Below are 12,190 nucleotides of genomic sequence, written 5' to 3'. Positions count from 1 at the left end.
GCAGAACAATTGGCAATAAAAGCACAACGCGTTTGATCACGGGCATCCCCCAGGGTATTCGAGAACTTGCTTTAACAACACAGCTTATCGGCATGATAACCGATTTGTTAAGGGTAGAAATGTCCGCTACAGCGCCTTGCCTGTCTTGAGCGCAAAAGAAATGCCGATAGACTTCCACTCCTTGCTTTCGTCTTCGAGCAGGGCGCGGGTCAGGGGATTGTGTTCCAGCCATTCGCGATTCAGGGTGAGCGAAAAGCCGCTGCTGCCGAATTTGAGCTTCATCGGCGGCAGCTCGACGTCGCTGCGGCTGCGACAAAGCAGCACCGCGAGGCGCAACACCAGGATCAGCGGCCATTCGCTCGGGTTCAAAACCAAACTCAGCAGTTTGCTCAGGGCGCCGCGGTGAGCGCGCGCCAGCAGGCTCAATTGCTCCTGCTCAAGGCGGGAAAAACCGGGCATGTCGGCGTTGGCGAGAATGTAGGCAGAGTGGCGGTGATAGCCGGTGTGGGCGATGGAAATGCCGATCTCGTGCAGCCGTGCCGCCCACGCCAGCTGGAGCCTAGGATTGGCGATCGTGCCGTCCAGCTTGTGCGCGATCTGATCGAACAGCGTGCTCGCCAGTACCTGCACCCGTCCCGCCTGGGGCGGGTCGACGTGATAGCGGCGCATGAATTCGCGCACCGTGGCTTCGCGCATGTCATGTTTGTGGAAGCGGCCGATCAGGTCGTACAGCACGCCTTCGCGCAGCGCGCCGGTGGCCACATCCATGTGCTCGATGCCGAGTTCGGTGAAGATGCTGTTCATGATGGCAAAACCGCCGGCCAGTACCGGCACCCGGTCGGGCACCAGGCCCGCCAGTTGCAGCAGCTTAACATCCCCGGCCTTGAGCAGCAGCGCGCGCAGTCTGGCCAGGCCATCGCGTGTGATGCCGGATGCGGACAGCCCGTTCTGTTCCAGGATTTCAGCCAGGGCGCGCGCTGAACCCGAGGAGCCGACCGCATGTTGCCAGTGTCCGGCGGAAAAGTCCGCGGCGATGGTGAGGATTTCGCTGCGTGCCGCCAGTTCGGCCTGCAACAGGTCGTTTCTGCCGATCTTTCCGTCGGGGAAAAAGCGCCGGCTGAAGCTGACGCAGCCCATGTACAGGCTTTCCATCTGCTGCGGCTGGTATCCCGAGCCGATGATGAATTCGGTCGAGCCGCCGCCGATATCCACCACCAGGCGTTGTTCCTCCGAAACGGGCAGTCCGTGGGAAACGCCGAGGTAGATCAGGCGGGCTTCTTCCTTGCCGGCGACGATTTCAATGGGGAAGCCGAGCGCCGCTTGTGCCGCGTCCAGAAAGGCGGGCGCGTTTTTTGCCACGCGGAAGGTGTTGGTGCCGACAGCGCGCACCGCCTCGCGTGGCAGGCCGCGCAGACGCTCGGAAAAAATCTTGAGGCAGGCCAGCGCGCGCTGCTGCGATTCGTCGTCGAGGTATTTGTCCGGCGTCAGGCCGGCGCCGAGACGGACCGGTTCCTTGAGCGAGTCGAGCGGGTAGACCTGGTTACCCACCACGCGCGCGACCTGCAGCCTGAAACTGTTGGAGCCGAGGTCGACTGCGGCGATGGTGGAGTACGCTCGCATTTACTGCTCGATTTCGCGTTCCATCTCTTCCATGCTGGCGTGACGGACATCCTTGCCCTTGGCCATGTAGACCACGTAGCCGGCGATGTTCTTGGCATGGTCGCCCACGCGCTCCACCGCCTTGGCGGCGAACAGGATGTCGATGGCCGTGGTGATCATGCGCGGATCTTCCATCATGAAGGTGATCAGGTGGCGCAGTACCGCGTCGAATTCGTCGTCCACTTCCACGTCCTGGCGCTTCAGCTGGGCGGCGGCTGTGGTGTCGAGACGGGCAAAGGCGTCCAGCGCGGTGCGCAGCATTTCCAGCACCATTTCGCTCATGTGCCTGATTTCGGAGAAGCGGGGGACGGAAATGCGGTCGGCGCCGTGAATCTTTTTAGCCATGCGCGCGATTTTTTCCGCCTTGTCGCCGATTCTTTCCAGGTCGGTAATGGCGCGCTCGACCGTCATGATCAGGCGCAAGTCGCCGGCTGTCGGCTGGCGGCGCGCGATGATCTGGGTGCATTCGCCGTCGATCAGCATTTCCAGGGCGTTGACGCGGTGGTCGTTGGCGATCACTTCATCGGCCAGTTCCAGGTTGCCACTGGTCAGGGCCTCGATCGACTTGGTGATCTGTTCTTCCACCATGCCGCCCATTTGCAGTACGCGCGAACGAACCTCTTCCAGGTCGGCGTCCATTTGTTTGAATATGTGTTCCTGGGCCATGATGTTCTCCTCGCTGCTTCATCTCGGGTCGGGACTGGTACGTTGATCGAATCGCGGGATTCTAATCGTTGTTTGTGACAGTTGTGTGGCTACTGCGCGGTCAGGGTTCTCACGCCTTCTGGCGTACCGAGCAGCAGCACGTCAGCAGGGCGGCAGGCGAACAGGCCGTTGGTGACCACGCCGGTGATCTGGTTGATGGCCGTTTCGAGTTCCACCGGGTTCATGATCTGCATGTTGTGCACGTCCAGAATGACGTTGCCGTTGTCGGTGGTGAAGCCCTGGCGCAGCACCGGCTGGCCGCCGAGCTTGGTGAGCTGGCGCGCGACATAGCTGCGTGCCATGGGAATCACTTCCACCGGCAGGGGGAACTTGCCCAGCAAGTCCACCAGCTTGGTGCCGTCGGCGATGCAGACGAACTTCCTGCTGCAAGCGGCGACGATTTTTTCGCGTGTCAGCGCGCCGCCGCCGCCCTTGGTCATGTGCATGTGGCGGGTGATCTCGTCCGCGCCGTCGACGTAAACCGAGAGTTCGCTCACGCTGTTGAGGTCGAGTACCTCGATGCCGTGCTTGCGCAGGCGCTGCGCGGTCGCTTCGGAGCTGGCGACGGCGCCATCCAGTTTGTGCTTGATCTTGGCCAGTTCGTCGATGAAAAAGTTGGCGGTCGAGCCGGTGCCGACGCCGATAATGCCGCTGGGTACGTGTTCGATCGCGGCACGCGCCACGGCCTGTTTCAATTCGTCTTGAGTCATTTTTTTATATTCTTTCAAAATCGGGATGCAATAAGGTTAAAAGCATAGCGGCAACCGGCCATTTAGGCTATAGCCGGCTGCTCAAATGTGCCGATTACTGCTAATCTTCGTCTTATATACGAACAACTGTGTAGCCCTATGCCAACCGATTATTTGGAAAAAATCCTCACCGCCCGCGTTTACGACGTGGCCATCGAAAGCCCGCTGGAAGAAGCGCCCAACCTTTCACGCCGTCTCGGCAATACCATCCTGCTCAAACGGGAAGACATGCAGCCGGTGTTTTCGTTCAAGTTGCGTGGCGCCTACAACAAGATGGCGCAGCTGCCGCGCGCCGTCCTCAAGCGCGGCGTGATCGCAGCATCTGCCGGCAACCACGCGCAGGGCGTGGCACTGGCGGCGCAGCGGCTGAAGTGCGAGGCGGTCATCGTGATGCCTGCCACCACCCCCAACATCAAGGTCAACGCCGTGGTGGCGCGCGGCGCTCAGGTGGTGCTGCATGGCGATTCCTACAGCGACGCCTACGTCCATGCAATGGAACTGGCGAAAGAAAAGAAGCTCACCTTCATTCATCCCTACGACGACCCCGAGGTGATCGCCGGACAGGGGACCGTCGGTATGGAAATCCTGCGCCAGCACGGCGGGCCGATCCACGCGATCTTCGTGCCGGTCGGCGGCGGCGGGCTGATCGCCGGCGTGGCCGCTTACGTCAAGCGCCTGCGCCCGGACATCAAGATCATCGGTGTCGAGCCGGTGGACGCCGACGCCATGTACCAGTCCCTGCGCCAGAAGAAGCGCGTGACGTTGGCCCAGGTGGGGATTTTCGCCGACGGCGTGGCGGTGAAGCAGGTCGGCGAGGAAACTTTCCGCCTCTGCCAGCAACTGGTGGACGAGGTGATCCTGGTCGACACCGACGCGATCTGCGCCGCCATCAAGGACGTGTTCGAGGACACGCGCTCGATCCTCGAGCCGGCCGGCGCGCTGTCCATCGCCGGCGCGAAAATGTACGCCAAGCAGCACAAGCTCAAGAACAAGAACCTGGTGGCCATCGCCTCCGGCGCCAACATGAACTTCGACCGCCTGCACCACGTGGCCGAGCGCGCCGAACTGGGCGAACAGCGTGAAGGCATACTGGCGGTCACCATCCCCGAGCGGCCGGGCAGCTTCAAGGAATTCTGTGCTCTGCTCGGCCCGCGCGCCATCACCGAGTTCAATTACCGCTTCTCCGACCCCGGCCAGGCCCACGTTTTCGTCGGCGTGCAGGTGCATAACCGCAGCGAGATGGACAAGCTGCTGGCGGCGCTGAAGCACAGGGAGATCGCGGCAGTCGACCTGTCCGACAACGAAATGGCCAAGCTGCACGTGCGCCACCTGGTCGGCGGCCACGCCCCGCTGGTGAAGGACGAAATGGTGTTCCGCTTCGAGTTTCCCGAGCGCCCCGGCGCGCTGCTGAATTTCCTCAACAGCATGAGCCACAGCTGGAACATCAGCCTGTTCCACTACCGCAACCACGGCACGGACTACGGCCGGGTGCTGGTAGGCATCCAGGTGCCGCCGCAGGACAAGCAGGCGTTCAAGGACTTTCTCGACAAGCTCGGCTACCCCTATTGGGACGAGAACGACAACCCGGCGTATAAGCTCTTCCTCGGCTGATGGAATTCTGGCTGCTGTACCTGCTGACCGGCGTTTTCGCCGGTTTTCTGGCCGGTTTGCTGGGGGTGGGCGGCGGGCTGGTGATCGTGCCGGTGCTGACCTTCATCTTCACCGCCCAGCACTTCCCGCATGAGCACATGCTGCACGTTGCGCTGGGCACGTCGCTGGCCAGCATCCTGTTCACCTCGCTCTCCAGCCTGCGCGCCCATCATGCCCATGGCGCGGTGAACTGGCCGGTAGTGCGCGGCATCGCGCCCGGCATCGTCGCCGGCACCCTGCTGGGAACCGTGCTGGCCGCCCAGCTCTCGACCAATTTCCTCAAGGTTTTTTTCGTGGTGTTCGTCTACTACGTCGCCGCCCAGATGCTGCTCAACATCAAGCCCAAACCCGCGCGCCAGTTGCCCGGCCCGGGCGGAATGTTCGGCGCGGGGAGCGTGATCGGTGGCGTTTCCAGCCTGGTGGGGATCGGCGGCGGCACGCTGTCGGTTCCGTTCATGACCTGGTGCAACATCAAACTGCACCAGGCCATCGGCACCTCGGCCGCCATCGGCTTCCCCATTGCCGCCGCGGGGGCGCTCGGCTACGTCGTCAACGGTCTGGGTGCCGCCGGCCTGCCGCAATACAGCCTGGGCTTCATCTACCTGCCGGCCCTCGCCGGCCTGGTGTTCGCCAGCGTCCTGACCGCGCCGTTCGGCGCAAGGATGGCTCATCGCTTGCCGGTGCCGCAGCTCAAAAAAGTGTTCGCCGCGCTGCTGATCGTGCTGGGCACGCGCATGCTGACAAGCTTGTTTTAATGCCTCCCGACTGACGGCCGGCCACAGGCGGAACGCTTTCCTTCAGGGTTGCCCCGTGATCGGCAGTGCCAACCCGTCACAGACCTCCGACCTAAGCGGTTTATCACAGATCCAAGTTGATAATGACGCTCATCGAAGAGATGGATCCGGGCGCTGCCGGCGCGCATTGAAAATTGATAATAATCAAGTTATATTACTCATCGCCCGACCGTTTTGAACGGATCAAAAAATTAGTATAAAGAAGGCATTCCGGGCATCATCGTCTGGTCAATTTCCAATGCGAATCAACAAAACGTCCATTATGGACAAACTGCCTCTGTCTGGCCCCAGGATACTGGCTTCGGCGTTCTTGCTGTGGGCGTTGCCTGGCCAAGCCGAAGAAAACAATACTTCCGCAGACTACTATTTCCAGGAGTTTCCCGTCGTTCTGACCGCGTCCCGTTTGTCGCAACCGCTGTCCGAAGCGCCTAGCGCGATGACGGTCATCGACAGGGAGATGATCAAGGCATCGGGTTTCCGCACCGTGCCCGATCTGATGCGCCTGGTGCCCGGGATGTATGTGGGCTTTGCCGATGCGAATCGTCCGGTGGTTTCTTTTCATGGCGCGACGGATGAATTCTCGCGCCGCATGCAAATACTGATCGATGGCCGCAGTGCCTATTTGCCCCCCTTTGGCGGCGTGAACTGGGCCGACCTCCCGCTCCAGATCGAAGACATCGAACGCATCGAAGTCGTGCGCGGGCCGTCTTCGGCTTCGCATGGCACCAATTCTTTTTACGGTGTGATCAATATCATCACGCGCGATGCGCTCAGTCAGGTCGGCGGCAGCGTGTCGCTGACGGGTGGCGACGCTTCCGATGTCTCAGCCAGATTCGGCAAAGTCGGGGAGCAATTCGACTATCGCCTGTCGCTAGGCTATCGTTCCGACCAGGGAATCGATAACGCCATCTTGAACGATCACAACACGACGCGCTTGTTCAATTTCCGCGGCAACTATCATCCGAATGCGACAGATAGTCTCGACGTGCAACTGGGCAGTAGCGATGGCGTGTACGGCCTGGGTATCGCCGGCAGACCGGAGGACGCATTCCGCGACACCACGTCGCAGAGCCGTTTCCTGCAAACCAGCTGGCTGCACGTTTGGCCGGCAAGCAGCGAGAGCAAGCTGACCTATTCCTACACCGAGCGCAGTTCAGTGGATCCCTACCTGTGCATCGATTCGGCAACGTGTCAGGGGAATAACCTGCCCGCAGTCCCCATCGCTCAGGGCTTTACCCGGCAGGAAGTGTATAGCCAGCGCAACGAGCTGGAATTGCAGAACACCCATCAGCTGAGCGGTAGCAATCGCCTGGTGTGGGGCGCAAGGACGCGCAGCGATCACGCTCACTATCCCTTGTATATGGGGCGCCCTTATACCGTGAATTCGTGGCAGGTATTCGCCCACGATGAATGGCGCATCACCCCGGCGGCGGTTCTGAATATCGGCACCATGCTCGAAGACAACGGCATGGGGAGTAAAAACAGCTCGCCGCGCGCGTCTCTGAACTACCATTTCACGCCCCAGCACACGGTGCGCGTGGGAGTTTCCACCGCCACGCGCAGCCCGGCGATGGGCGAGGTGTATATGGATGCGCAGAACACGATTCTCGGCGGCGCCTACGTGCCACCCGTCACGCCGCTCAAACCGGAAAAAATCGTCTCGAAAGAGGTGGGTTATCTCGGGGAGTTCCATTCGCTGGGAGTGACCGTGGATGTGCGGGCATATGTAGACCAGGTGACGGATATGATCTTTGTCGATAAATATCCCCTGCTGACCCCCGCAGACAGCTTCAAGAACATGATTTCGGCCGAGTACAAGGGCGTGGAAGCAACGCTCAAGTACCACTGGAATCAAAACCGCAGCTTTCTGTTGGCCAATTACGCGCACCAGCGGGCTTCGATCAGTTTCGGCAATTACCCCACGCAATATTTCAGCACCGTCCCCGATCCGTATGACCCGGTCACCTATTCCTCGGTCGGCGATCGCGTAAGGCGCTTTTATCAGACCGAGCTGCTCGACCAGTTTTCCCAGACCGTCCCGACGGATAGCGCCAGTCTCCTGCTGTCGCATCAATTTGCAGAAAATTGGCAATTCAGCGCCGGGTATTATTGGCGCAATCCGGTGCGCGTGATCAACGTCAGCCCGGACGTGACGCGCGAAAACACGATGCGCAGGCTCGATTTCCGTATTGCGAAAACCTTCAAGTTCGACCAGGGGCGCAACGCGGAACTGGCATTGGTGGTGCAAAATGCGACGCAAAACAATTACACGAAATATGGCACGGTCAATGAGGCAGCCAATGTTTTCTTCATGCGGCGCAGTTGGTTGACGGCAACCGTGAATTTCTAGTGTCTGGCCAGGGCTTCGAATCCGCTCGTTTTCCTTGGTGTCAACAAATCCGCGGCAACTGTTCTCCGCTGAGCCAGTCCACCATGCGCCTGACGCCGAAAGCCGATTCCCGCTGCACGAAAGCGTGCGAGTCTGCCGTCACGTCGCCGATGATCGCGGCATGCTCCCCCAACGGGTGGCCGCGCATTGCAGCCAGCAGCGTTTCCGCCGCATCCGCCGGGCAGATCACCAGCAGTTTGCCGGCGTTGGCGACGTAAAGCGGGTCGAAGTCGAGGAGTTCGCAGGTCGCGCTCACGGCTTCCCGAATCGGCAGGGCGCTTTCGCGGACGAGCATGCCGACGCGCGACTGGCGCGCCAGTTCGTTGAGCGCAGCGGCCACGCCGCCCCGCGTCGGGTCGCGCAGGCAGTGAATGTCCGGTACTGCGGCCAGCATCGCGGCGACCAGGTCATGCAGCGCAGCGGAATCGGACAGGAGAGGGGTCTCGAATTTCAGCTTCTCGCGTTGCGCCATGAGCGCCATGCCGTGGTCGCCGATGAAGCCGTTGATCAGTATTTTGTCGCCCGCCTGGGCGCGATTGCCGGAAATATCCACCCCCTCCGGCACCACCCCGACGCCCGTGGTGTTGATGAACACGCCGTCCGCCTTGCCGCGTTCCACCACCTTGGTGTCGCCGCTGACGATGGACACGTCGGCAGCGCGGGCAGCGGCCGCCATGGAATCGACGATGCGCTTGAGGTCGGCGAGGGGGAAGCCTTCTTCCAGGATGAATCCGGCGGTGAGGTAAAGCGGTAGCGCACCTGCCATGGCGACATTGTTGATGGCGCTGTGTACCGACAGGCTGCCGATGTCGCCGCCGGGGAAGAACAGCGGGGTCACCACGTGGCTGTCGGTGGCGATGGCCAGGCGGCCCGGGGGCGGGGTAAAGCAGGCATGATCGCTCAGGGGGCGCAGGTGCTCGTTGTCGAACGCGGCCAGAAAGAGCTCCTCGACCAGTTCCGCCATGGCGCGCCCGCCGCTGCCGTGGGCCATGCTGACATGGCCGTGCTGCAGGTCCAGCGAGCTGATGAAGCGCCGCCGCACCTTGCTCATTTCTTGTCCTTGGGAGACTCTTTTCCCAGTTCGTGGCGCAACAGCTTGGCGCGCAACCCGACCCGTGACAGCCCGAGTTCCAGCGCGGCGCGCGACTTGTTCCAGCGGTGGCGGTTCAGGGTTTCCCGCAGCACCCGTTTCTCCAGCGCGTCCATGCGGTCTTTCAGCATCCCCCCGGCCATGTCGGACTCCCGCGGGGTGAGGTCTTCCTCCAGGCTGGCATTCAGTACGTGCTGCGACATCAGTTCCACGTCCAGGTAAGGGCGCACGCTCAAGGCGAGCATGCGCACGATTTCGTTGCGCAGTTCGCGCACGTTGCCGGGCCAGGGGTAGCGCATCATGGCTTGCAGCGCTTCCTCGGCGAAGCCCTGCACCGGCTTTTCCAGCGCATATACCGCTTCGCGCAACAAATGGTGGGCCAGCACGGGAATGTCCATGGCGCGGCTGCGCAGCGGCGGAATATGCAGTGAGAAAGTGGTGAGGCGGTAGTAAAGGTCTTCGCGGAAGCGGCCTTGCTTGACATCAGCTTCCAGGTCGCGGTTGGTGGCGGAAATCACCCGCACGTCGACATGGCGCGAGCGCGAGCTGCCGAGCGGGCGGATCTCGCCGTCCTGCAGCACGCGCAGCAGCTTGACCTGGAACGCCGGCGAAGTCTCGCCAATCTCGTCGAGAAAAATGCTGCCGCCGTCGGCCTGCTCGAACAGGCCGACGCGATTCTCATACGCGCCGGTGAAGGCGCCGCGCTTGTGGCCGAACAGCTCGCTTTCCAGCAGGGTATCGGACAGGGCGCCGCAATTCTCGATCACGAACACCCGGTCGGCGCGGCTGCTGCCGTAGTGGATGGCGCGCGCCAGCAATTCCTTGCCGGTGCCGGATTCCCCGGTGATCAGCACGGAAATGTCGTACGGCGCGATGCGCCGCGCCATTTCGCACACGCTGTGGAGAGGGCTGCCCTCGCCGCGGATCAGGCGCTCGAAATGGTACAGGTTGCGCAGCGCCTCGCGCTTGGCCTCGACGCGCTTGCGCAGCACCGGCTCGGCGGTGCGGATTTCCAGCGACGCCTGCTGGTTTTCCTGCTGCAGGCGGTACAGCCGCGCAGCGGCGCGTACGTTGAGCAGCAGCGCCTCGGGGTGCCAGGGCTTGGTGAGATACTGGTAAATGCCGGCGTCGTTGATGCCGGCGATGATGTCTTCGGTCTCGGTATAGCCGGAAATGATCAGGCGCACCGTATCCGGATAGCGCTCCCGCACCTGCTTGAGGAAGGAAACGCCGCTTGTGCCCGGCATGCGCTGGTCGCACAGGATCACGTGCACCGCCTCCTGCTCCAGGACGCCGTGCGCTTCTTCCGCCCCCGAGACGGCGAAAACCTCGAACTCCTCCTCCAGCGTGCGGCGCAACGCCTCCTGCGAGCGCACTTCGTCGTCAACGATCAATACGGTAGAGAGCGGAGCCATGGCCTATTGTTGCGCAAATTAGCCGTCGATGGAAAGAAGCTTTTCAGCAGATGCGAGGAAGCTGTTCACCGGTCAGCCAGTCCACGATGCGCTTGCCGCCGAAGGTGGTCTCCATCTGCACGAAGTGGTGGTCATCAGGGATCACCTCGCCGACCAGCGCGGCTTCCCGGCCCAGCGGGTGGGCGCGCATCGCGGCCAGCAGGGCCGGCGCGTCCTCGTTGCGGCAGATGGCGATCAGCTTGCCCTCGTTGGCGGAATAGAGCGGGTCGAGGCCGAGAAACTCGCACGCCGCCCGGACTTCAGCGCGGATGGGCAGGGCGGATTCGCGCAGCATCATGCCCACGCCAGACTGGCGCGCGATTTCGTTGAGCGTGGTGGCCAGCCCGCCGCGCGTCGGATCGCGCAGCGCGTGGATATCCGGCACCGCAGCCACCATGGCCGCCACCAGCCCGTGCAGCGCGGCCGTGTCGGACTGGATGGTGGTGCCGAAACTGAGGTTTTCGCGCAAGGACATGATCGCCACGCCGTGGTCGCCCAGCGGGCCGTTGACGATGATCGCGTCCCCCGGTCGGGCGCGGTCGCCGGAAATATTCACCCCCTCCGGCACCACGCCCACGCCGGTGGTGGTGATGAACACGCCGTCGCCCTTGCCGCGCTCCACCACCTTGGTGTCGCCGGTAACCACCGGCACGCCCGCCTCGCGCGAGGCGCGCGCCATGGACTCGACGATGCGCGCCAGGTCGGCGAGCGGAAAGCCTTCTTCCAGTATGAAAGAGGCGGAAAGGTAGAGCGGCACCGCGCCCGCCATGGCGACATCGTTGATGGTGCCGTGCACCGACAGGCAGCCGATGTCCCCGCCGGGGAAGAACAGCGGCGACACCACGTGCGCATCGGTCGCCATCACCATGCGCCCCGGCGGCACTTGAAAGCTCGCCTGGTCGTTCTGCTGGCGCAGGAATTCGTTGTCGAAAGCCGCCATGAACAGCTCCTCGATCAACTGCGCCATGGCCCGCCCGCCGCTGCCGTGCGACATGTCCACGCGGCCGTGTTTGAGGTCGAGGGGGCGGATGTAGCCGGTCCTGGGTTTGTTCATTTGGTCGCCTTACTGATATTCTGATTTCAGCACATCGTGCAGTGTGTGGATGCTGTCGATCTCCGGCCGATCCACCTTGCCGGCAAGGTCGAAACCGAGAACGTTAACCACGGAATACACTGAATACACGGAAAATGCTCCATTGCTTTACCTTCCGTGTATTCAGTGTATTCCGTGGTTATTTGCCTTTTCATTTTACGATTCGTTCGATTTCGACTTTCGGATAATGGCCGAAGTTGACCAGCAGCCCCAACTCAAGTCCGGTTGCTTTCAGGTAATTGTGAACCTGCGCCCGGTGTTCGCCCGCCAGTTCCTTCGCCGCCTTGAGTTCGACAATGATCCGCTCGAAGCAGATGAAGTCCGGTTTGTATGTCTGCTCCAAACGGTCACCCTTGTAATGCAATGCCAGCTCTCGGTGGGCTGCAAAGGGGATGTCCTGCTTGCCAAGCTCTTTCTCAAGACATTCCTGATAGACCGCTTCCAGAAACCCGCACCCCATCTCACGATAGACTTCGAATATGGCGCCCCTTATTCGAAAACTTTCTTCTTCATATTTTAGGTCTGCCATTTCCGTGTCATCCGTGTGTTCCGTGGATATCGGTTATTCCTTGAGTTGCTTGATCGCCATCGCTGAGCTCGGCACCTG

Annotated in this window: 10 protein-coding genes; 3 read left to right on the top strand and 7 right to left on the bottom strand. The window is 61.7% G+C overall.

Going from position 1 to position 12,190, the window contains the following annotated elements; genetic code table 11:
• Positions 1 to 126 precede the first annotated feature (126 nt).
• The 3 genes from ppx to rpiA all read right to left on the bottom strand — a co-directional run bounded on the left by ppx (position 127) and on the right by rpiA (position 3,074).
• Complete coding sequence (gene ppx / locus SKTS_RS17585) at positions 127 to 1,620, bottom strand: exopolyphosphatase (protein ID WP_173068186.1); 1,494 nt, start codon at positions 1,618 to 1,620, stop codon at positions 127 to 129.
• Positions 1,621 to 2,325, bottom strand: coding sequence for a phosphate signaling complex protein PhoU (gene phoU, locus SKTS_RS17580; protein WP_173068183.1), 705 nt, complete (start codon positions 2,323 to 2,325; stop codon positions 1,621 to 1,623).
• Between the two features lie 89 nt (positions 2,326 to 2,414).
• Entirely contained in the window at positions 2,415 to 3,074 is a 660-nt protein-coding gene (rpiA, locus tag SKTS_RS17575) for a ribose-5-phosphate isomerase RpiA (protein WP_173068181.1), read from the bottom strand.
• Between the two features lie 138 nt (positions 3,075 to 3,212).
• Here rpiA and ilvA point away from each other — a divergent pair, with 138 nt between their 5' ends.
• From ilvA to SKTS_RS17560, 3 genes are all read left to right on the top strand, one after another.
• On the top strand, positions 3,213 to 4,724 hold the full coding sequence (gene ilvA, locus SKTS_RS17570) for a threonine ammonia-lyase, biosynthetic (protein ID WP_173068178.1): 1,512 nt from the start codon (positions 3,213 to 3,215) through the stop codon (positions 4,722 to 4,724).
• Entirely contained in the window at positions 4,724 to 5,518 is a 795-nt protein-coding gene (locus tag SKTS_RS17565) for a sulfite exporter TauE/SafE family protein (RefSeq protein WP_173068175.1), read from the top strand. Before ilvA ends, SKTS_RS17565 begins: the two co-directional genes overlap by 1 nt.
• 301 nt (positions 5,519 to 5,819) lie before the next feature.
• A complete protein-coding gene (locus SKTS_RS17560; RefSeq protein ID WP_173068172.1) occupies positions 5,820 to 7,907 on the top strand; it encodes a TonB-dependent receptor plug domain-containing protein in 2,088 nt (695 codons plus the stop codon).
• Positions 7,908 to 7,947: 40 nt separating this feature from the next.
• Here SKTS_RS17560 and hypE (SKTS_RS17555) read toward each other — a convergent pair whose 3' ends face one another.
• From hypE (SKTS_RS17555) to SKTS_RS17540, 4 genes are all read right to left on the bottom strand, one after another.
• The gene (gene hypE / locus SKTS_RS17555) at positions 7,948 to 8,997 is read right to left on the bottom strand and encodes a hydrogenase expression/formation protein HypE (protein ID WP_173068169.1); all 1,050 of its coding nucleotides are present in this window, start codon (positions 8,995 to 8,997) and stop codon (positions 7,948 to 7,950) included.
• Complete coding sequence (locus tag SKTS_RS17550) at positions 8,994 to 10,451, bottom strand: sigma-54-dependent transcriptional regulator (protein ID WP_173068166.1); 1,458 nt, start codon at positions 10,449 to 10,451, stop codon at positions 8,994 to 8,996. The genes hypE (SKTS_RS17555) and SKTS_RS17550 overlap by 4 nt, the downstream gene beginning before the upstream one ends.
• A 43-nt stretch (positions 10,452 to 10,494) precedes the next feature.
• The gene (hypE, locus tag SKTS_RS17545; protein WP_173068163.1) at positions 10,495 to 11,544 is read right to left on the bottom strand and encodes a hydrogenase expression/formation protein HypE; all 1,050 of its coding nucleotides are present in this window, start codon (positions 11,542 to 11,544) and stop codon (positions 10,495 to 10,497) included.
• Between the two features lie 190 nt (positions 11,545 to 11,734).
• A complete protein-coding gene (locus SKTS_RS17540; protein ID WP_173068160.1) occupies positions 11,735 to 12,112 on the bottom strand; it encodes a GxxExxY protein in 378 nt (125 codons plus the stop codon).
• Between the last annotated feature and the right edge of the window lie 78 nt (positions 12,113 to 12,190).

The sequence above is a fragment of the Sulfurimicrobium lacus genome, assembly GCF_011764585.1.
Taxonomy (GTDB): domain Bacteria; phylum Pseudomonadota; class Gammaproteobacteria; order Burkholderiales; family Sulfuricellaceae; genus Sulfurimicrobium; species Sulfurimicrobium lacus.
This window is presented reverse-complemented; position numbering and strand designations above follow the sequence as displayed.